Source organism: Nocardiopsis ansamitocini (assembly GCF_030268225.1).
GTDB lineage: Bacteria > Actinomycetota > Actinomycetes > Streptosporangiales > Streptosporangiaceae > Nocardiopsis_D > Nocardiopsis_D ansamitocini.
Genome location: NZ_BSQG01000001.1, coordinates 859,587 through 880,066 on the forward strand (window position 1 = coordinate 859,587; position 20,480 = coordinate 880,066).

Consider the following 20,480-nt stretch of genomic DNA (forward strand, 5'->3'; position numbering starts at 1 on the left):
ACAAGTGCTGGCATCAGCACTGTTTCCGAACCCAGCGTATACCCTGCCCGGCGTTCCCGGGACGGCAAGGGCCCGGGACCACTACCCGACGAGCAGCTCACGGCAGCGCCGGACGTCGGCCGCCATGGCCTCGACCAGTTCATCGACGCTGTCGAAACGCAGTGTCGGGCGGATGTGATGGGTGAACTCCACCGCCATATGGAGGCCGTAGAGGTCGAGGTCGTCACGGTCGAGTGCGTATGCCTCGACCGTACGCGCACCTTCACCGAAGGTGGGATTGGTCCCCACCGAGATCGCGGCCGGCCAGCGCGCCTCCCCCTCGCACGGCCCTGTGCGGGACAACCATCCCGCGTACACCCCGTCGGCCGGTACGACACTGGTCGGCGGAACATCAAGGTTGGCGGTCGGGAAGCCGAGGAGCGCGCGACCACGGGCCGCGCCGTGCACGACCACTCCTTCGACCAGGTGCGCCCTCCCCAGCAGAGTCGCGGCGGCCTCGACGTCGCCGTCGGCCAACAACGAGCGGATCCTGGCGGAACTGACCCGGCCGTTTTCGGCCAACGGCACGACGCTCTCGACGGTGAACCCGTACTTCGTCCCCAGTTCCCGCAGAACCGGGAGGTCGCCCTCGGCCCGGTGACCGAAGCGGAAGCCCTCTTTCACCACGAGCGTTGCGGCGTGCAACCGGTCCACCAGGACCTCCCGCACGAAGTCCTCCGCCGACAGCGCGGTCAATCCGGGGCTTCGGGACAGCAGACACAGTGCATCGACCCCGCGGTCGGCCAACAACGCGGTCTTGTGATCGGGGCCGGTCAGCTCGGTCACCCCCTCCGTCCCGGGACCGGAGTCCGGCTCGAAGGCGACGGCCACAACGGGCACCCCCAGCCGGGAGGCGTGTCCGACGGCCTGCCGCACAATCTCCTGGTGCCCGAGGTGGACCCCGTCGAAGCTTCCCACCGTGACAACGCAGCGCCCCCAGTCCTCGGGCACCTCGTCCAACCCGTGCCAGCGCCGCACGTCTTCGCTCCCCTCGATCGCACCGGGCTTCCCGGTGGTGGTTGACAGAACCAGGGTCCCACGAGCCCCGCCCCCGGGATCAACGACTCCGGCACGCCTACCCAGTAACCGGTAATCAGGCGCTACCCGGGGGAGGGCTGGCCGTTCGCCCATCAAGCAGGGGCGAAGACGACCGTGGGCCTGCTGTAACCGGTCGCGTCCTCGGCCAGCGCGATAACGGTCCCGTCCGGGGCGAACAGCCCGACCGGGCCGGGGCCGAGCCCCGCCGGGGAGATGCGGTTGCCGTGCGCGACCTTGCGGGCTTCCTCCTCGGTCAGTGTCCGGCTGGGAAAGGACAGCGCGACCGCATCGGCGAGCGGTGTGACCGCGAAGTCCGTGGCCAATGCGTCGAGAGTGCGGGAACCGTCTTCCGTGTAAGGGCCGACCCTGGTCCGGCGCAACGCGGTCAGGTGTCCCCCCACCCCCAGTCCCTCGCCGAGGTCCCTGGCGAGCGAACGGATGTACGTACCGCTCGAACAGGTGATCAACGCGTCCACATCGGTGAAACCGCCCTCGGCGTCACCGAGCCGACGGATTGCGGTGACGGTGAACTCCGCGATCGTGACCGAGCGGGCCTTCAGCTCCACCGTCTCCCCCGCGCGGGCCTTCTTGTAGGCTCGCTGACCGTTCACCTTGATCGCACTGACTTGGGGCGGCGTCTGCTGGATCACTCCGGTGAGCGCCTCGATCCCCGCACGCAGCGCGGACTCGTCGACGTTTTCGGCCGCCACGCGGACAAGAGGCTCACCCTCGGCGTCGTCGGTACTGGTCGTCTGCCCCAGACGCAAGGTCGCCGCATAGACCTTCTCGGTCAGGGTCAGGTGACCCAGCAACTTGGTTGCGCGGCCCAGTCCGAGGACCAGTACACCGGTGGCCATCGGGTCGAGAGTGCCGGCGTGGCCGACCCTGCGGGTCCCCGCCAGGCGCCGGACCCGCGCGACGACGTCGTGCGAGGTCCAGTCGGCGGGTTTGTCGACGATGACGACGCCGTCGGTCATGGGCGGTCTCCTGTACGCCGGAGGCGCACCCGTTGCGCGCCTGAGCGGGTGGACCCGTCCCCAGCGGTGGGGACGGGGAAAGCTGGCCGGACGGACCTGGGGCGGTCCTAGTCCTCGTCCTCGTCGTACTCACGCGGAACCTTGTAGGGGTCGGCTTCGCCGGCAGGTTCGGCGTCCACCGCGGACTTGGCCACCTCTGCATCGGCGAGCTTGGCCTTGGCCAGCAGTTCCTCGATGTGCTGGGCGTTCTCCTGCACCTCGTCGGAGACGAAGACCAGGCTCGGCGTGTGGCGCAGCCCGGTCTGGCGCCCCACCTCGGTGCGGATGACGCCCTTGGCGCTCTCCAGCGCGGCGGCGGTTCCGGCCTTCTCCTCGTCGGTCCCGAACACCGTGTAGTAGACGGTGGCGTCGCGAAGGTCGTTGGTGAGTCGCGCGTCGGTCACCGTCACAAAACCCAGACGCGGGTCCTTGATCCGGCGCTCCAGCATTTCGGCGACGATCCGCTGGATCCGGTCGGCCAGTTTGCGCGCGCGGGCGGCGTCAACCATGTGTCTCTAGTCCTCGTCGTTGAAGAGCCGCTGCCGGGCCGACAGCAACTCGATTTCGGGGCGGCCGGCGACCAGCCGCTCACAGGATTCCAGTAGATCCGTGCAGTGCGCCGCGGTGGACGCGGCCACGGCCACACCGATCTCGCAGCGCCGGTGCAGATCATGGTTGCCCGTCTCGGCCGCCGACACCGCGTACTTGCGCTGGAGCTCGGCCACGATGGGCCGGACAACCGAACGCTTCTGCTTCAGGGAATGGACGTCGCCCAACAGTAGGTCCAACGTCAGTGCCCCAACGAACACACACTCACCTCGAAGAAGTGGTTGGAAAAGGCTGCCGCCCCCTTGGACGGCCGGAACACGGGACCGGGCCCCGGCCGTGACGGCTGGGGCCCGGAAACGAACCGACGACCTTAGTCGCGCGGCTTCTCCTGCATCTCGTACGTTTCGATGACGTCGGCGATCCGGATGTCGTTGTAACCGACACCGATACCGCACTCGAAGCCCTCGCGGACCTCGGTCGCGTCGTCCTTGAAGCGACGCAGCGACTCGACGTTGAGGTTCTCGGAGATGACGACACCCTCGCGGATGAGTCGTGCCTTGGTGTTGCGGCGGATGATCCCGTCGCGCACGATCGAACCCGCGATGTTGCCGATGCGCGGAACCTTGAAGACCTCGCGGACCTCGGCGGAACCGAGCTGTACTTCCTCGTAGATGGGCTTGAGCAGACCCTTGACGGCTGCCTCGACCTCATCGATGGCCTGGTAGATGACCGAGTAGTACCGGATGTCGACGCCCATGCGGTCGGCGAGCTCGCTGTTCTTGCCCTCGGGCCGAACGTTGAAGCCGATGATGATGGCGTCGGCGGAAGAGGCGAGGTTGATGTCGTTCTGCGTGATCGCACCGACGCCGCGGCCGATGACACGGATGCCGACCTCGTCGCCTCCGGCGTCGATCTTGAGCAGCGACTCTTCCAGGGCCTCCACCGAACCGGACATGTCGCCCTTGATGAGCAGGAGCAGCTCGTTGCGCTCCCCCTCGGCAAGGGTGGTCTGCCAGTTGTCGAGAGTGACTCGACGGCTGGCCTTCGCCTGCTGGGCGAAACGCTCGCGCGCCTCGCGCTGCTGGGCGATCTGACGGGCCACCCGGTCGTCCTTGACGACCAGGAAGTTGTCACCGGCGCTGGGCACGTTGGTCAGGCCAAGCACCTGGACGGGACGCGACGGCTCAGCGAACTGCACCTGGTCGCCGTTCTCGTCCAGCATCGCCCGCACACGGCCATAGGCATCGCCGCAGACGATCGAGTCGCCCACGTTGAGCGTTCCACGCTGCACGAGGACGGTGGCCATGGAGCCGCGACCGCGGTCCAGGTACGCCTCGATGGCGAGGCCCTGGGCCGGCATGTCGGGGTTGGCCCGCAGGTCCAGCGAGGCGTCGGAGGTGAGCACCACGGCCTCGAGGAGACCGTCGATGTTGATGCCCTGCTTGGCGGAGATGTCCACGAACTGGACGTCGCCACCGAACTCCTCGGCCACCAGGCCGTACTCGGTGAGCTGCGCGCGCACCTTCTGCGGGTCCGCGCCTTCGACGTCGATCTTGTTGACCGCGACGACGATCGGCACATCGGCCGCCTTGGCGTGGTCGATGGCCTCGGCCGTCTGCGGCTTGACGCCGTCGTCGGCCGCGATGACCAGGACCGCGACGTCGGTGGCCTGGGCGCCGCGAGCACGCATGGCGGTGAACGCCTCGTGACCCGGCGTGTCGATGAAGGTGATCCTGCGCTCTTCACCGTCGACCGTGGTGGCCACCTGGTAAGCACCGATGTGCTGGGTGATTCCGCCGGCCTCGCCGCTGACCACGTTGGTGTTGCGGATCGCGTCGAGCAGACGCGTCTTACCGTGGTCGACGTGACCCATGACGGTCACCACCGGCGGACGGGCACGCAGGTCCTCGTCGCCGCCCTCGTCCTCACCGAACTCGATGGAGAAGGACTCCAGCAGCTCGCGGTCCTCGTCCTCCGGGCTGACCACCTGGATGACGTAGTTGAGCTCTTCGCCGAGCAGCTGGAGCGTCTCGTCGGGCAGCGACTGGGTCGCGGTCACCATCTCGCCCAGGTGCATCATGACCTGGACCAGCGACGCCGGGTTGACGTCGATACGGTCACCGAAGTCCGACAGGGACGCCCCGCGGGACAGCCTGATGACCTGGCCGTTGCCACCGGGAATCTTCACGCCGCCGAACGACGGCGCCTGCATGTCGTTGAACTCTTGGCGCCGCTGCTTCTTGGACTTGCGAGCCCGTCCGGGGCGCCCGCCCGGACGCCCGAAGGCACCGGCCGTTCCGCCACCGCGACCACGACCGCCGCCACCGGGACGACCGCCGAAGCCACCAGGACGCGGGCCGCCCGTGCCCGGGCCGCCGCCGGATCCGCTGCGCGGGCCGGCACCGACCGGGCCGCGACCGCCGCCACCGGGACGACCGCCACCACCGCCGCGGCCACCGGGGCCGCCACGACCACCACCGCCGGCCGGGGCCGGACGGGAGGACGGCATGTTCATCGGGCTGGGACGCGGACCACCACCGGGACGCGGGGGGCCACCGGCGCCGGGCCCCGGACGGGGACCGCCTGCGCCGCCCGGACGAGGCGGACCGCCCTGCGGGCGAGGGGCCTGGGGACGCGGAGCGCCGCCGCCGGGACGCGGGGCGCGGTCGCGCTCACCGGCACCGCCACCGGGACGCGGGGCACGGTCACCGCCGGCGGGAGCGCCAGGAGCACCGCCCTGCGGTCCGGGCCGGGGCCCGGGACGCGGAGCGGGCTTGGAGCCCATGCCGGTCGCGGTGGACGCGAAGGGATTGTTGCCCGGACGGGGACCGGAAGGACGCGGCCCCGGTCGGGGACCACCCTTTCCGGACTCGGAACGCTCGGGACGCGGACCACGCTCGGGGCGCGGACCACGGTCACCGGAAGAACGCTCGGGACGCGGACCGCGCTCGGGGCGGTCGGTGCCGCCGGCTGCACGCTCGGGACGCTCGGTGCCGCCGGCTGCGCGCTCGGGGCGGTCGGTGCCGCCGGCTGCGCGCTCGGGACGCTCGGGGCGGTCCGGACGCTCGGCCCGCTCGGCAGGCTGGCTCGGCTTACCGGAACCTGCGGCCGGACGAGGTCCGGGACGCGGGCCGGGACGCGGGCCGCTGGCGGCCGGCGCGGTCTCCGGAGCGGAGAAACCGCCGGGCGCGTTGGCAGCAGGACGCGGAGCCGGCTTGGGGCCGGGCTTGGGCGCCGCCGAACGCGGAGCGCCGCCGGCGGATGCCTGCGGCTTGGGCTGCTCGGGACGCGGACGCGGCTTGGGGCCGCTCTTCGCGCCGGAGCCGCCGTTGTTGTTGAAAGCTTCTTGGAGTCGTCGCACAACCGGTGCCTCTATCGTCGAGGACGCCGAACGAACGAACTCACCCATTTCTTGGAGCTTGGCCAGCACGGCCTTGCTCTCCACACCGAACTCTTTAGCGAGCTCGTATACCCGGACCTTCGCCACTGCTCTCCTCTACTTCGGTCCGGGACGTGGGCTTGTGCCGGACCGTCGCTAGCTTGACGTACTCATCGCTGCGTACTCATCGAGCGCTCATCGCAATCTCGACCCGCTTCCGACTCGTCTGTTACACAACAATGGGTCAGTGATGGTCGGATCTGCCGACACAACAAGACCCGCCGTCTGTCTGGTCGTTACAACCGAACAGGCGGCGTGATCATTCCAACCATAATCCAGAACCTCGACCGGCTCGAACCATTTAAACCGCGGTGAAGTGCGCGGCGACACGCGAGGTGTCGAGGCCACGCTCGGCACGGAAGGCCCGCGGCCACACCCGGCGCCGCTGCGCCAACTCCCAACACTGCTGGTCGGAGTGCAAATAGGCGCCTCGGCCAGGCATCCGGTTGGCCAGGTCGCAGACGATAACGTCTTCGTCCAGGGCCAGCCGAACGAGATCGGACTGGGCTGCTCGCGATCGGCAGCCCACGCACATGCGCACGGGGGCCACCTGATCGACTGACTCCAGTCTAGCGCGCCGGTGTGTCACTGGAACCAGCGGCGCGGTCGTTCTCTCCGTCGGCAAGGGCACGGTCTCCCTCGACCGAACTCGCCGCGAGCTCGGCGTCGGAGCGGATGTCGATGCGCCATCCCGTGAGGCGGGCGGCGAGGCGGGCATTCTGCCCTTCCTTGCCGATGGCCAGCGACTGCTGGTAGTCGGGCACCGTGACGCGGGCAACCCGAGCCGCGGCGTCAAGGACCTCGACGTGCGTCACACGAGCAGGCGAGAGCGCGTTGCCGACGAACTGCGCAGGGTCGTCGGAGTAGTCGACGATGTCGATCTTCTCGCCGTGGAGCTCGGCCATGACGTTGCGTACCCGACTGCCGAGGGGACCGATACAGGCTCCCTTGGCGTTGACGCCGGACTTGTTGGACTTGACCGCCATCTTCGTACGGTGTCCGGCCTCGCGTGCGATCGCCGCGATCTCGACGGTGCCGTCGGCAATCTCGGGGACCTCTAGCTGGAAGAGCTTGCGCACCAGGTTGGGGTGCGTGCGCGACAGTGTGACCGAAGGGCCGCGATGCCCCTTGCGCACCTGCACCACATAGGCGCGCAACCGGTCGCCGTGAGTATAGGTCTCGCTGGGGACCTGCTCCTGCGGGGGCAGGATCGCCTCGATCTTGCCGAGGTCGACCAGCACGTTGCGCGGGTCCTTGCCCTGCTGGATGATGCCGGAGACCACCTCGTACTCACGCCCGGCGAACTCGCCCAGGGTGAGCTCGTCCTCGGCGTCGCGCAGACGTTGCAGGATGACCTGCTTCGCGGTGGAAGTGGCGATCCGGCCGAAGTTCGACGGGGTCGCGTCGTACTCACGTACGAACTGGTTCTCCTCGTCGCGCTCCTCGGCCCACACGGTCACATGACCGCTGGGGCTCAGCTCCACTCGGGCAGGGGTGTCAGGCCCCTCTTGACGGTGGTACGCGATCAACAGCGCGTCCTCGATCGCCTTGACGACGAGGTCCACCGAGATGTCCTTTTCGCGCTCCAGACTGCGCAGGACACTCATATCGATATCCACGGGGCTCCCCCTCTAGTCCGCCGCGTCGTCGTCCTCGTGACGGAATTCAACCTGGACCTTGCCGCGCCCCAGGTCAGAGAAGGCGTACTCCTGGCTCTGACCATCGACGTCCAAGGTGACACCCGATTCATCGGCGAGCGTCACTCGTCCCCGTACCTCTCCACCGGCTGCGAGGGAAGCATGAACAAGGCGTCCCCGTGCGCGCCGCCAGTGTCGAGGCTCCGTGAGCGGCCGGTCCACACCGGGTGAGGTCACCTCAAGTACGTACGGAGCCTGCCCCATGACATCAGTCGCGTCAAGCGTGCTGGAGATCGTCTGGCTGACTTCGCCGACGACATCGAGGTCGACCCCGTTGTCGGAGTCGACCACCACCCGGATCAGGCGCCGTTTGCCGACAGGAGTGACCTCTAAGGTCTCCAGGTCAAGGCCGACTTCGGCGAGCACGGGTTCCAGCAGCTGCGCGAGACGGTCATGGCGAGCCTGCGCGCCCATTGGTGGTCCTCCTCGGCGAATTCCGTCCCGCGTCGGTAGCGACGGCGGGGCGGTCCAGCTGTGCACGTAGTCGTCCACTCGCCCATACGAGCGGCGGTTTGATCCAAGAGTATCCACAGTCAGCGGATATCCCGGCATTGTTTCCCGGACCGGGTGGCGCAAATCAGCAGCGCGAGGAGGCGCCACCGGACGGGTCGGCCCCTCCTCCGACACGCGCAGGAGAGGCGCCCACCGTGGAAAGATGGTGCGGCCCAGCCGGTGAGCGCCGGCCGAATCCCCGCCCACCACCATCAAGGAGGCCCCTGTTGCGCCAGGACGCAGTCAGCCGCCGAACGGTCTTCGCAGGCGCGCTCGTGGCCACGCTGGGTGCCTGCGGCTGCCAGGGCACGCGCTGGTATCCGCATGAGATCTCCCCCGACGAACACCTGCTGCGGTCGGCTATCGCTGAGGAGGAAACACTCATCGCCCGGTATCAGGCGTTGATCCGCTCTCTCGACGAGGACGAGACAGGATTTCTCGGCGACTGCCTGAAGCGCCACGAGCGGCATCGTGCGGCCCTGGTGGAACGACTGCCCGAGTCGGCTGAGACGGTACTTCCGACAGAACCGAGCCGTGGACCCGGCCCAGAAGCCGAACCCGACGAGGACGTGACGCGGATCGGTGTGGCCGAGCAGGCAGCGTCAACGAACCGGATGCGTCAACTGACCGAGGTCTTTGACCCCGCCCTGGCCCAATTGCTGGCCAGCATCGGCGCGTGCGAAGCATCCCACGCCTACTTGATCCTGGGACCCAACCGATGAGTACCACCCCACCGAGTCCGGACCCGACAGGCAGCGAACTTCCGGGAGTCGACTCCCTACAGGACGCGCTGCATGCGGAGCACGCGGCGGTCTACGGCTACTCCTACTTGGGAGCACAGGCGTCGGAGCGCTTCGAGGAAGCCTTCCGGGAAAGGTTCAACGCTCACCGCGCACAGCGCGACGCAGTGCGCACAGCGCTGGTGGAGCGTGCTGCGGAGCCGGTGGCCGGGGCGGCAGCATACGCGCTGCCCGACGACACCGACGAGGATTCACTGGTCAACCACGCCGACCTGCTGGAGCAGGTCGCCGCCCAGGCATATCTGGAGTTGGCGGGGTGCACCGACCCGGAACTACGCGACCTGGCCGGACGCTCCCTGCGACAGACCGCTCTGAGCAGGGCGGCACTCGCACTCCCGCTGGGCCCCTTCCCGGGTTTTCCCGGCGAGGAGCTCTGACCCGGCCCCGGCAGCGGGAGAAACCACCGTGGCGGGTGCGCCGCGCTGACCGCAATCGCGCCGCACCCGCCGAACGTGTGGGCAATCCATGCCCGGCTACACGCCGCCGACGATGCCGGCGACCGTGTCGACGACCGTGTCCAGGGCCACCTCCGACCGCTCACCGGTGGCGCGGTCGCGGAGCTCGACCACTCCCCCAGCCAGTCCCTTGCCCACGATCACGCAGGTGGGGATACCCAGCAGTTCGGCGTCGGTGAACTTGACCCCGGGCGAGACACCCTTGCGGTCGTCCACGAGTACCCGGACCCCCCTGGCCTGGAGTTCCTCGGCCAGGCGAAGCGCGACCTCGATCTGCTCCCCCTTGCCGGTGCCGACCACGTGCACGTCGGCGGGCGCGATGGCCCGCGGCCAGACGATTCCCTTGTCGTCGTGGGACTGCTCGACGATCGCGGCCACCGCACGGGAGACCCCGATGCCGTAGGACCCCATGGTGACGCGCTTGGGCTTGCCGTCGGGTCCCAGCGCGTCGAGGGAGAACGCGTCGGCGTACTTGCGCCCCAGCTGGAAGACATGCCCGATCTCGATGCCGCGCGCAGCGATCAGGGTTCCCCGGCCGTCGGGTGAGGCGTCGCCCTCGCGGACCTCGGCTGCCTCGATGGTCGCGTCAGGGGTGAAGTCGCGGCCGCACACGAGGTCGACGACATGGCGCCCCTGCTGGTCGGCGCCGGTGACCCAGGAGCTTCCCGACACGACGCGCGGGTCGACGAAGTAACGCAGCTTGTTGTCGAGCAGGGCGCGGGGACCGATGTACCCCTTGACGAGGAAGGGGTTGGCTGCGAAGTCGGCCGCGTCGAGGAGTTCGACCTCGGCGGGCTCCAGGGACGCCTCGATCCGCTTCATGTCGACCTCGCGGTCGCCGGGGATGCCGACGCCGATGATCTCCCACTCCGCCTCACCGGGCCTGCGGATCTTGAGCAGGACGTTCTTGAGGGTGTCGGCTGCGGTGAACTCCCTGCCCAGGCCCGCCGCGTTGAAGAAGTCCACCAGAGTTTGGATCGTGGGGGTGTTCGGGGTGTCGTGCACCTGCGCCTCAGGCAGACCCTCGATCGCGCGGGCTGGGGGCGCGGGGGTGACGACGGCCTCGACGTTGGCAGCGTAACCGGACTCGGTGCTGCGCACGAACGTGTCCTCGCCGCTGGGCGCGACCGCGAGGAACTCCTCGGAGGCCGAGCCTCCCATTGCGCCGGAGGTCGCCTTGACGACCACGTACTCCAGGCCCAGCCGGTCGAAGATCCGGATGTAGGCGGCGCGGTGGGCGTCGTAGGAAGCCTGGAGCCCCTCGTCGTCGATGTCGAAGGAGTAGGAGTCCTTCATGTGGAACTCCCGGCCACGCAGGATTCCGGCGCGGGGCCGGGCCTCGTCCCGGAACTTCTCCTGGATCTGGTAGAGCACGACCGGGAAGTCCTTGTACGAGGTGTACTCGCCCTTCACCAGAAGGGTGAACAGTTCCTCGTGGGTGGGGCCGAGCAGGTAGTCGGCCCCTTTGCGGTCGACGAGACGGAAGAGGTTGTCGCCGTACTCGGTCCAGCGGTTGGTGGCCTCGTAGTACTCGCGGGGAAGCAGCGCGGGGAGAAGGACCTCCTGCCCGCCGATCCGATTCATCTCCTCGCGGACCACCGAGGCCACGTTGTCCAGGACGATCTTGCCCAGGGGCAGCCAGGAGTAGACGCCCGGCGCCGCCCGGCGCACGAAGCCGCCGCGGACCAGGAGCTGGTGGCTGGGCACCTCGGCGTCCGCCGGGTTCTCACGCAGGGTGCGCAGGAACAGGTTCGACATCCGCAGTAGCACGGCCACTCCTTGATAGGGCGCGGAAAAGCTCCGCTGAAAAGCGTTCGGGGCCACGACTCATATGACGGTCGCGGAAGGTGTTCCCAGGCTAGCGCTCTCCACCGAGGCTCGTGGACGGCGCCCAGCAGGGGCCTCGATGACGGGTCGGCGCAGAAAACCAGACGGATTCCGCCGGACGAACCATTAGCCTGCCTGGCCATGACCGCTCTCCCTGCGCCCAGGCGCTTCTCCCGGCTCGACTTCAACTCCCCGTTGTCCGGCCGGCGGGCCGACGCGATCGCGCGACGGCTGGCGGAAAGCTCCCCCACCACCGTGGCCGACCTGGGCTGCGGCTGGGGCGAACTGCTCCTGCGGATCCTGGAGCGCACCCCTGGAGCAACCGGGACCGGGATTGACACCGACACCGAACTGCTCGGCCGGGGCCGAGCCAACGCCGCAGCCCGCGGCCTGTCCGACCGGGTGGTGTTCAGCGCAGGGCCGGCCGGTTTCCGGCGTGCTCCCGTGGACCTCGTGGTCTCCGTCGGGGCCAGTCATGCCTTTGCTGACGACACCGCTCCTCGTGCCGACTCCGAGGCAGCGTTGCGGGCGTTGCGCGGGGCCGTCGGCCCAGGAGGACGGGTCCTGTTCGGCGAGTGCTTCTGGCGCCGCCCGCCCGGCACCGAGGAGATCGCGGCATTGTGGCCCGACTTTTCCACCGACGAGTACACTGACCTGCCCGGACTCGTGGACCAGGCGATCGCAGCGGGGTTTCGCCCGTTGTGGATCGAGACCGCGGACGACGACGAATGGGAGCACTTCCAGTCGGGGTTCCTCTCCGACCGGGAGGAATGGCTCTTGGAACACGGGGACCGTCCCGAGGCCGATCACGTACGCGCCCAAACGGACCTGCTGCGCAATGCATGGCTGCGCGGCCATCGCGACTCCCTGGGCTTCGCTTATCTCACCCTCGGTGTGGCGCGAGACTGACAGGTCCCCCGCCGCGGTGCCGCGACGGTGCGTCTAACGTGGCTCTGGGCCGCTCGGTCCAAGGCAACGAGAGCGACGGGGTGAACACGGATGGGCAGGCGCGGCACCGAAAGCGCTGAACAGCCGGCGATGGAACTGCTGCGCGACAACGAACGTCCCGACTCCTGGGTTCTGGTGGTCGGAGGCACTCCTCAGTCGCACGTGGACCTGGCCGATCCCACGTACTTGGATTTCGAATACGTACGTCGGCTGGGCCATGTCGCGGACCTCGCCGCTCCCGAGCGCACCCCCATCGAAGCGTTCCATCTGGGGGCGGGGGGCCTGACGTTGGCCCGCTACGTGTCGGCGACCCGCCCGGGATCGCGTCAGCGCGCCGTGGACATCGACCCCGCGCTGATCGAATTGGTACGGCGCGATCTCCCATGGGATCGACGCACCGACCTACGGGTAGGCACAGGTGATGCGCGCGCCTGGCTGGCAGCCCGCCGTGACGCGTCGGCCGACCTGGTCGTCTGTGACGTCTTCGCCGGAGCACGCACCCCGGCGCACCTCACTTCGGTGGAGTTCGCGTCCGACGCCGCCAGGGTGCTGCGCGCAGGCGGCGTGTACGCGGTGAACGTGGGCGACGGGCACTCCCTCTCCCATGCGCGGGCGCAGGTCGCCACCCTCGGTGAGGCATTCGCACACGTCGCGCTGGTCGCGGAGCCGTCGGTGCTGCGCGGCCGCCGGTTCGGCAATCTGGTCCTGGTCGCGTCCGACCGTGCCCTACCGGTGGAAGAGCTGACCCGACGCGCCCACCGCGACCCGGACATGGCACGCCTGCTGTGCGACGGTGAATTGGAGCGGTTCGCCGCGGGTGCGCACCCGGTGCACGATTCGGGTGCGCACGATTCTCCTGCTCCGCCACAGGACGTCTTCGGTCGCTGAGCGGCCACTGCGCAGATAGGGAACGGGATGCTCACGATCGGAATGCTTGGCGGAATGAGCTGGGAGAGCAGCGCCCAGTACTACCGGTTGGCCAACGAGATGGTCCGCGAGCGGCTCGGTGGACTGCATTCGGCTCGCTGTGTGCTGGTGTCCCTCGACTTCGCCGAGGTCGAGCGGCTGCAATCGGCGGGTGAGTGGGCGAAGGCGGGGCTGCTCCTCGCCGAGGCCGCCCAGCGCGTCGAGGCAGCGGGGGCCGATCTCCTGTTGCTGTGCACCAACACCATGCACCGGGTCGCCGCCGAGGTCGAGGCGGCGGTGGGCATTCCCCTGATCCACCTGGCCGACGCGACGGCGGCAGCCGTGCTCGCCGCCGGTGTGCGCACCGTGGGGCTGCTGGGCACGGCGTTCACGATGGAGCAGTCCTTCTACCGGGACCGCCTCGCCTCGCACGGTCTCGACATCCGTGTTCCGTCCGCCGAGGACCGGGCCCTGGTGCACCGGATCATCTACGAGGAACTGTGCGTCGGCCGGGTCCTGGCCTCCTCACGACAGCAGTACCGCGGCGTCATCGAGAGGTTGGTGACCGACGGCGCGGAAGGGGCGATCCTGGGGTGCACCGAGATCGAACTGCTCATCGGCGCCGGGGACAGCCCGGTCCCGGTCTTTCCGACTACCCGATTGCATGTGGCAGCCGCGGTCGAGCGGGCGCTGATCGCGTCCGGGTGAGCGGATACGGGACACGATCAAGGCGAAAGCTCGTGGTCGATCAGCCGACTGAATTCGGGTGAGTGCCTGATCTGCACGCCCCCGTCGGGAGTGGGCCGGGCGGACATCCCGCTGACCCGGCCGTCCCTCCACCAGAGGAGTTGGTCGCTGACCGGCGGTGCGCTTGCGGCGAGCGGACGGAAGGTCTGGTGCAGGAAGGGGAGCATCGGCAGGGACCGCCGGCTGCGCAGTACCGCGTAGATCATCGTGTTGCTGTCCGGAAGCATCACCACCGCACCGAAGGGCAGGGGTGCGCGGACCAGATCGGGGAGCCGCATCACGTGCGCGGTGCCGGGCCAGTCGATGCCGCTGACGACGTGGACGTCGGTATCGGCACCGCTGGTCAGGGTGTAGCCCTGGAACCGGTCGTGGGCCATGTTGGCCAGCGCGGTGAACCACAGGTCCTGTTTGGTACGTCCCCACACCTGGGCGTGCCGCTTGTCCAGGACAACGCCTGCGTAGTTGCCGGGGCCGGTTCGGTACACCAGGAGTGCGGTCAACTCGGGATTGACGGAGTAGGCCAGTTTGTCGGTCCCCATGGCGGTGGCGTCACCGGTGAGAAGAATCCTCAGCCGGGGTGCGGCGGCAGGGAAGGGGAGGTGCAGGAGCTGGTCGTGCACGTGGTCGCTGGGCCCGGAGGGGCGGCCGGGATACGGCAGGTTCATCAGTACTGGGTCGCTTCCCTAGCGGTGGCTCACCGGAACCGACTCGCAACCCGGCCGACCAGTGCTTTTCCTGAGTCGCACGGTATCGCGCGACGATGACAGGCATGTCTTCGCCCCGGGCCGCTCATCGGAGGGGGCGCGGTCGTACGGCTCGTCGTCGTCCCCTTCGCCCCGTACAGCCGCTGGTCCACGTCTCTACTTTCCACGAAGACACCGCGCACCTGATCGGGTGCGGTGTCCGTCCGGTTGCGCATCGGCGGCCCCCGAGGAACGGGGACGGGCACCAGGCGTTCACCGGACCTGCCGGAAGAAGCGGGTGCGCAGTGCGCTAAATTCATCGGCATGACGCACCAGGCCGGACGCTTCGTCACTCCCCCGCCGCACGCCCACTAGGGGCGCTTGTACGGGGGCCGCCTGCGAGGCGGTCCGACGATCAACGACGCCCCACGACGACATTCTTTTCCTCCGTCGACGGGTGTTTTCTTCATGTCCGATTCCGTTTCCACGGTGCCTGGTACCGCTGCCGGTAAACAGGGCCTGTTTCTTCTGACAGCGGCAGGAGTGCTCTGGGGGACCGGTGGTCTCGCGGGTGCGACCCTGCAAGCGTTCACCGATGTCCAGCCGCTGGCCACCGCGTCCTACCGGCTGCTGGTCGGCGGCGCGCTGGCCACCCTCGCGCTCTTGCTCATGGGCCGGTTGCGACAGGTGCCACGCTCAGGAGCCGCCCTGCGCAGGGTGCTTGGCGCCGGAGTGCTGCTGGCCCTGTTCCAAGCCGCGTACTTCATGTCGATCTCGTTCACCTCGGTGAGCCTGGCCACGCTGATCACCATCGGCAGCGTGCCTGTGTTCGTCACGGCGGCGACCACGGTGCTGGAGCGACGCGCCCCCGGGCCCGCACTGCTGGGTGCGGTGGGCTGCGGGGTTGTGGGGCTGGCGCTGCTGGTCCAGTCCCCCGGAGGGTCCGGGAGCGGCACCGATACCGTCTTGGGGGCCGGGTTCGCACTCGCCGCGGGCGCGGGATTCTCCGCGCTGACCTTGCTCAACCGTCTCCCGGTTCCGGGACTCGACCCACTGGGCATCACCGCGCTGGGCTGCCTGGCCGGGGGCCTGATGCTGCTGCCCGCGGGGCTGGTCACGGGCATGGCCTTCACCCCGACTCCGCTGTCGCTGGGCGTGCTGCTCTACATGGGGGCGGCCCCCACCGCGCTGGCCTACCTGGCCTACTTCGGTGGTCTGCGCAAGGCTCCGGCCACGGCTGCGGCACTGGCTGCGGTGCTGGAGCCGTTGACGGCGACCCTGTTGTCGATCGCACTGCTGGGCGAGACGCTCAGCCCGATCGGCACCGTGGGCGCCTGTCTCCTGTTGGGCGGAGTGCTGCTGGAATACGTCCGGCCAAGGGCGGGGTAACGCCCGATGGGGTGTGGGCGGCGCCGGGACGGCCCTGTGCGTACTGGCCCGTCCTGAGCGGGGCGTTGGCGGTGACGACGGGGGCTTCGGGGCCACGCTGGTCGAGACACGTCGGCGTTGGCCTTGGGGCCGGCCCCCGTTCCTGGTTGCGGTGGGCATCGAACGACCGTGCCGGCGGCCGGTCCAGAGGCGTTGACGATGGTCGTACCCGTTCTTCCGGTCATGGCGATAGGGCAGATCTGGCTCTACCGAATGCTGCGCCGCCCTGCTGTCGTGTCCGGTTTCTTCGCTTGAGTTCCACGCATTCTCACCTGCGGAATTCCTAAACCCCGACGTGACCGGGTTGCCGAATCCGGCCAATGCGATTGGTGATCTTGCCCGCTGGGAAACCCAGTTGTCGTAATGGGCAGACGCGTTCTCGGCGCTCACGCGGCTACCGGAACCAGGATTTCGAGGAGGAACCATGACCACGTCCGACCCGAATGCCCGCAGCGGTTGCAGTTGCGGTTCTGGTTGCAGTTGCGGTTGTCAGAGCGGTGGCTCGTGCAGTTGTAGTGGCGGCTGCTGACCGAGGTCTGTACCGCATACCCCCCGAAGAACCACTCTGAGCGACGAAGCCCCCTTCCCGCCGGCAGTGGAGCGCGGGTCGTCCCAAGCCCCCGGGACGACCCGCGCGTTTTTTCCGAGTTCGGTTATCGCCCCAGCAGGCAGGGGCCGCTTGCTGGGGCGATAGGTCTCAGGCGGCCCCTTGTGCCAATGCGCGCTCGGCCAGTTCGCCGGTCCGAAACCGTGGGTGGGCTCGCGCGAAAGAAGAACCCGCTACCCTGAGTCAATTCGCGGCGCGCCGGGACCTCACGGCACACCGCATTCTCTCCCGCGACCGAAAACGATCATCGGCTACTTTCTGTGTACGCTTGATCGCGATTATCGTCCGGGGTAGCCCAGAGTTCCGGTCGGGGGAAACACATCGATGTCCATTGACATGTACACGTCGGAAACAGGACGGCTCGATGAGCACGAGCGACTGCGAATGTACCTGGAGGGGGTGCGCGAGCGCGCCGCCACGGCCGTCACCTGGAGACCCGAGCTCATCGAGCCCTTCTCCCCCTCTGGCACAGAGGCGCCGACACGACGCACCGACACTTCGTTTCACGCCAGCGCCCGCCAGGAGGTCAGTGCCCTTGCCGAGTTCTGTCTGACCTTGTTGGACCTGCATCGCCCCCGTGATGCCGGCGGAATCTCCAGCGCCCCCGCGGCGGCGATGCGTCGGTGCAACTGCTGCATGCTGCGTTGGCCCTGCCCCACTGTGCAGGAAATGTCGCAGCTGTTGAAGTGAGCGGGCGCGGGGCACCGATGTCCGAGGACAGGGACCGCCGAACCTGACAAGCGATTGGACAGGTCGCCCGTAATGAGGGACGTGAATACCAGCAGCGACGACGTTTCCGTTACCCACGGTGACGAAAATCGGGCGGGTCCGGCGGCTACCGGCCAACGCGGGCACGGCCGTCGCCAGAGCGGTTCGGCACCGCTCGTGTCGCAACGTCGCGACTCACTCGTGCGACTGGCCGCCGAACTGTTCGCCCGGAAGGGCTTCCAAGCCACGACCGTACGCGAAATCGCTGACAAGGCCGGAATCCTTTCCGGAAGCCTGTACCACCACTTCGATTCCAAGGAATCGATTGTGGACGAGATCCTGTCCTCCTACCTGGAGGAGTTGCTGCGGGACTACCGTGCGGCGATCGCTGCGGGCGGCACCTCTCGCGAGTTACTGGCCCGGTTGATCACGGTCGCCTACGCCTCCATCGAACCGCACCGGGCCGCGATCACCGTCGTACAGAACGACTGGCAGTACCTCCGGCAGTTTCCACGCTTCGCGTATCTGGACCGCTCCGAGAAGGAGATCGAGGAGCTTTGGCTGGACGTCATCGTGGCGGGTCGGGCCAGTGGCGCCTTCCGCGAAGGCGCGGACGCCAAGCTGACCTACCGGATGATCCGCGACACCATCTGGGTGACGGTTCGTTGGTATCGGCCAGATGGCCCACTCGGCACGTCCGACCTCGCGGCCCATTTCATGACGGTGCTGTTCGACGGCATCGGCACGGACGGGCAACCGGGCGCGCCCAGCCTGTGACCTGCGGCGGGGCCGACATAATGTGGCGTATGACCGCACACTTGGGATTGATCGCCGCCGTCCGCGAGCGATTGCGGTCGGCGGCCGACCCCTCCGATGCCGGTCCGATGCAACAGCACGCACGGTCGGATCTGCCTTTCCACGGGGTGCGCGCCTCTTCACGACGGTCGGTGTTCGCGGACGTGTTCACTGCCCACCCGATCCATGGGGCGGGGAACTGGGAGGACACCGTCCGCACCCTGTGGCGCGTGGCCTCGCACCGGGAGGAACGCTACGCGGCCGTGGAACTGACCGGCCATCCGCTCTACTCGGGCCACCAGACCCCGGCCGTCGTCGACTTGTACGAGGATCTAGTGGTGGCGGGCGCGTGGTGGGACTACGTGGACGTGATCGCCCCCCGCAGGGTGGGACCGCTTCTGCGCGCCCACCCCTTGGAATTGCGGCCTCTGGTCGGCAGCTGGTCCCTGGGAACCGATCCGTGGCTGCGTCGCGCCGCGATCCTGTGCCAGTTGGGATCGCGGGAACAGACCGACACCGATTTGCTGTTCGCGAGCATCGAGCCCAGCATCGGACACCCCGATCTCTTCGTCAGGAAGGCGATCGGCCGAGCCCTTCGTGAGCACGCCAAAACCGACCCCGGCTCGGTACTGAAGTTCACCGCCGAGCACGGGGACAGGATGTCGGGGCTGTCCCTGCGCGAGGCGCTCAAGCACCTGGAGTCTGCGCAGGCCTGACCCTTCCGTTCAGCCGACCGGACTGGTGCCGGCCACGCGGTCGGCACCGGCGGCGACAGGGATACCGATCTCGGCCAGTGCGGCGGGTGTGCGCGTGGTGAAGTACCAATCCCGAAACCTCGGGTGCGCCGCCAGTTCCCCTGCCGGAGCAAGCGCGCGCTCACCGACCAGGTGGAAACGGTAGCCGTACGGTTCCAGTAGGGCGCGCAGCCGTGCGCAGTCCGCGTCGGGGAGCACCTCGCACAGGATGTCGGGGTGGTGGGCGGCAAGGAAACGTTCACCGTGCTCGAAGACTGTCGTCTCCGTCCCTTCGACGTCCACCTTCATCAGCACCGGGCTTCCATGGGGCACCTGGTCGGTGAACTCGTCGAGGGCGACCACCCGCACCGGGACGCCGTCGGCGAACTCCAGTTCGCTCGAATAGAAACAGGGCAGGGCAGAGTCACCGGACGCAGCAGGCATCGTGACCTGGGCGGTGGGATCTCCGACACCGGTGTGGTGCAGCGTGACACGGTGCAGTACCCGGTTGCGCACAGCATTGTCGAACAGGGCCCGGTAGACCTCGGGCACGAGCTCGAAGGCGTGTGCGCGCAGATCGGGGTTGACGGCGGTCCCCACGAGGGTGAACAGCCCGGTGTAGGCACCCACGTCGAGCAGCGCTCCTGCTTTTCGGGCGGCCGCCGCGAACACCTGGACGGCGAGGTCGTCAGCAGGCTGGGGTCGCCTCCCCTGCCCCCAGTAGAGCTCCTTGGCGATCACACAGCGGGCCGGAGCGAGCATCACGTACTCCGCGTCCGCGACCTTTCCGGTGACCTCGCCGATCGCGGCCGGAGCAGGCAGCCGACCCGTTGCGCGCAGTTGCGGGGCGACAACACCGACCGCTCCACGCATCGCAAGGTTGGGCAGTCGCCAGCCCAGCAGCGTCTTGACGTGTTTCTTGGCTCCGTACCAGCTCCGCCTACGGCCGACTTCCCCGGTCCGATAATCGTTCGATTCGTTCGACTGCGGCATGCCAGGCTCCCGTTCGCCAGGGGTGAGGGGCTTGCGGCCCACGGGTGCCGACCTTCCCTGTTCCACCGATTCCATGCTGACACGGACCGGCCGACCATCATCTGCACAACACCCAATTCGACACCCTGGGCTACAGTTAAACTACACAGAGTAATCAAACGAGACTGGTTTCCACCTCGCCCAGGAGATGACCGATGTTCGACCGTTTTCCCTCCACCCGCGTCGCCGCACTGCTCGCAACCGCAGCACTGGCAGGCGGTATCGGCTCGGTGATGGGGTTCGGTATCCCCGAAGACGCCTACGACCTTCTTGAGGACGGCCGTGACAACTCCGTCCACCTGCTGAGTGCTGCCGAACCGCACACCGGCCGCGTAGCCGTCTAGCGAAACACGGTGGGCGCGGGTGGGGGTGTCCCCGCCCCGCCCACCGGTGGACATCGACCACCGACGACGCCTTGGATGGTGCGGTCGAGCGGGCAGGTCTTCATCCGGTCCCGAAACGGTGCAGGGGCCGGGGGCCGTCCTCTCCGCGCTTTTCCTGTGCAGATGCCACCGGTCCTGCCGAACGCCGATCCGATCG

The 20,480-nt window shown here is 68.4% G+C and carries 21 protein-coding genes; 10 read left to right on the forward strand and 11 right to left on the reverse strand.

Going from position 1 to position 20,480, the window contains the following annotated elements; genetic code table 11:
• Positions 1-81: 81 nt before the first annotated feature.
• The 8 genes from QSJ59_RS03910 to rimP form a co-directional block, all read right to left on the reverse strand.
• A complete protein-coding gene (locus QSJ59_RS03910; protein WP_285757289.1) occupies positions 82-1,017 on the reverse strand; it encodes a bifunctional riboflavin kinase/FAD synthetase in 936 nt (311 codons plus the stop codon).
• A gap of 152 nt (positions 1,018-1,169) precedes the next feature.
• The gene (gene truB / locus QSJ59_RS03915) at positions 1,170-2,054 is read right to left on the reverse strand and encodes a tRNA pseudouridine(55) synthase TruB (protein ID WP_285757290.1); all 885 of its coding nucleotides are present in this window, start codon (positions 2,052-2,054) and stop codon (positions 1,170-1,172) included.
• A gap of 107 nt (positions 2,055-2,161) precedes the next feature.
• On the reverse strand, positions 2,162-2,602 hold the full coding sequence (gene rbfA, locus QSJ59_RS03920; RefSeq protein WP_285757291.1) for a 30S ribosome-binding factor RbfA: 441 nt from the start codon (positions 2,600-2,602) through the stop codon (positions 2,162-2,164).
• A gap of 6 nt (positions 2,603-2,608) precedes the next feature.
• Complete coding sequence (locus tag QSJ59_RS03925) at positions 2,609-2,902, reverse strand: DUF503 domain-containing protein (RefSeq protein WP_285757292.1); 294 nt, start codon at positions 2,900-2,902, stop codon at positions 2,609-2,611.
• Between the two features lie 110 nt (positions 2,903-3,012).
• A complete protein-coding gene (infB, locus tag QSJ59_RS03930) occupies positions 3,013-6,129 on the reverse strand; it encodes a translation initiation factor IF-2 (protein ID WP_285757293.1) in 3,117 nt (1,038 codons plus the stop codon).
• A gap of 253 nt (positions 6,130-6,382) precedes the next feature.
• Positions 6,383-6,616, reverse strand: coding sequence for a YlxR family protein (locus QSJ59_RS03935; RefSeq protein ID WP_285757890.1), 234 nt, complete (start codon positions 6,614-6,616; stop codon positions 6,383-6,385).
• Between the two features lie 34 nt (positions 6,617-6,650).
• The gene (nusA, locus tag QSJ59_RS03940) at positions 6,651-7,688 is read right to left on the reverse strand and encodes a transcription termination factor NusA (RefSeq protein ID WP_285757891.1); all 1,038 of its coding nucleotides are present in this window, start codon (positions 7,686-7,688) and stop codon (positions 6,651-6,653) included.
• Between the two features lie 24 nt (positions 7,689-7,712).
• Positions 7,713-8,192, reverse strand: a complete 480-nt coding sequence (gene rimP / locus QSJ59_RS03945; protein ID WP_285757294.1) for a ribosome maturation factor RimP — start codon at positions 8,190-8,192, stop codon at positions 7,713-7,715.
• Positions 8,193-8,497: 305 nt separating this feature from the next.
• On the opposite strand from rimP, the gene QSJ59_RS03950 reads away from it, so the two are divergent.
• The gene (locus QSJ59_RS03950; protein WP_285757295.1) at positions 8,498-8,992 is read left to right on the forward strand and encodes a hypothetical protein; all 495 of its coding nucleotides are present in this window, start codon (positions 8,498-8,500) and stop codon (positions 8,990-8,992) included.
• A complete protein-coding gene (locus QSJ59_RS03955) occupies positions 8,989-9,447 on the forward strand; it encodes a ferritin-like domain-containing protein (RefSeq protein ID WP_285757296.1) in 459 nt (152 codons plus the stop codon). Before QSJ59_RS03950 ends, QSJ59_RS03955 begins: the two co-directional genes overlap by 4 nt.
• A 96-nt stretch (positions 9,448-9,543) precedes the next feature.
• Here QSJ59_RS03955 and QSJ59_RS03960 read toward each other — a convergent pair whose 3' ends face one another.
• Positions 9,544-11,295, reverse strand: coding sequence for a proline--tRNA ligase (locus QSJ59_RS03960; protein WP_285757297.1), 1,752 nt, complete (start codon positions 11,293-11,295; stop codon positions 9,544-9,546).
• Between the two features lie 198 nt (positions 11,296-11,493).
• Between QSJ59_RS03960 and QSJ59_RS03965 the strand changes: the two genes are divergently transcribed.
• From QSJ59_RS03965 to QSJ59_RS03975, 3 genes are all read left to right on the forward strand, one after another.
• Positions 11,494-12,261: an SAM-dependent methyltransferase gene (locus tag QSJ59_RS03965; protein ID WP_285757298.1), complete on the forward strand. Its 768-nt coding sequence runs from the start codon at positions 11,494-11,496 to the stop codon at positions 12,259-12,261.
• A gap of 90 nt (positions 12,262-12,351) precedes the next feature.
• Positions 12,352-13,188 carry a spermidine synthase gene (locus QSJ59_RS03970; protein WP_285757299.1) on the forward strand — a complete coding sequence of 279 codons (837 nt, stop codon included), beginning with the start codon at positions 12,352-12,354 and terminating at the stop codon, positions 13,186-13,188.
• 27 nt (positions 13,189-13,215) lie between these two features.
• Positions 13,216-13,914, forward strand: coding sequence for an aspartate/glutamate racemase family protein (locus tag QSJ59_RS03975; RefSeq protein WP_285757300.1), 699 nt, complete (start codon positions 13,216-13,218; stop codon positions 13,912-13,914).
• A gap of 17 nt (positions 13,915-13,931) precedes the next feature.
• On the opposite strand, the gene QSJ59_RS03980 is transcribed toward QSJ59_RS03975, so the two are convergent.
• A complete protein-coding gene (locus QSJ59_RS03980) occupies positions 13,932-14,618 on the reverse strand; it encodes a hypothetical protein (RefSeq protein ID WP_285757301.1) in 687 nt (228 codons plus the stop codon).
• 486 nt (positions 14,619-15,104) lie between these two features.
• Between QSJ59_RS03980 and QSJ59_RS03985 the strand changes: the two genes are divergently transcribed.
• From QSJ59_RS03985 to QSJ59_RS04000, 4 genes are all read left to right on the forward strand, one after another.
• Positions 15,105-16,025: a DMT family transporter gene (locus QSJ59_RS03985; RefSeq protein ID WP_285757302.1), complete on the forward strand. Its 921-nt coding sequence runs from the start codon at positions 15,105-15,107 to the stop codon at positions 16,023-16,025.
• A 970-nt stretch (positions 16,026-16,995) separates the two neighbouring features.
• Entirely contained in the window at positions 16,996-17,361 is a 366-nt protein-coding gene (locus tag QSJ59_RS03990; protein WP_285757303.1) for a hypothetical protein, read from the forward strand.
• Positions 17,362-17,556: 195 nt separating this feature from the next.
• Positions 17,557-18,156 carry a TetR/AcrR family transcriptional regulator gene (locus tag QSJ59_RS03995; protein WP_432707414.1) on the forward strand — a complete coding sequence of 200 codons (600 nt, stop codon included), beginning with the start codon at positions 17,557-17,559 and terminating at the stop codon, positions 18,154-18,156.
• 29 nt (positions 18,157-18,185) lie between these two features.
• Positions 18,186-18,890, forward strand: coding sequence for a DNA alkylation repair protein (locus QSJ59_RS04000; protein ID WP_285757305.1), 705 nt, complete (start codon positions 18,186-18,188; stop codon positions 18,888-18,890).
• A 9-nt stretch (positions 18,891-18,899) separates the two neighbouring features.
• On the opposite strand, the gene QSJ59_RS04005 is transcribed toward QSJ59_RS04000, so the two are convergent.
• On the reverse strand, positions 18,900-19,901 hold the full coding sequence (locus QSJ59_RS04005; RefSeq protein ID WP_285757306.1) for an FkbM family methyltransferase: 1,002 nt from the start codon (positions 19,899-19,901) through the stop codon (positions 18,900-18,902).
• Between the two features lie 194 nt (positions 19,902-20,095).
• Between QSJ59_RS04005 and QSJ59_RS04010 the strand changes: the two genes are divergently transcribed.
• Positions 20,096-20,284, forward strand: coding sequence for a hypothetical protein (locus QSJ59_RS04010; protein WP_285757307.1), 189 nt, complete (start codon positions 20,096-20,098; stop codon positions 20,282-20,284).
• Positions 20,285-20,480: the final 196 nt, after the last annotated feature.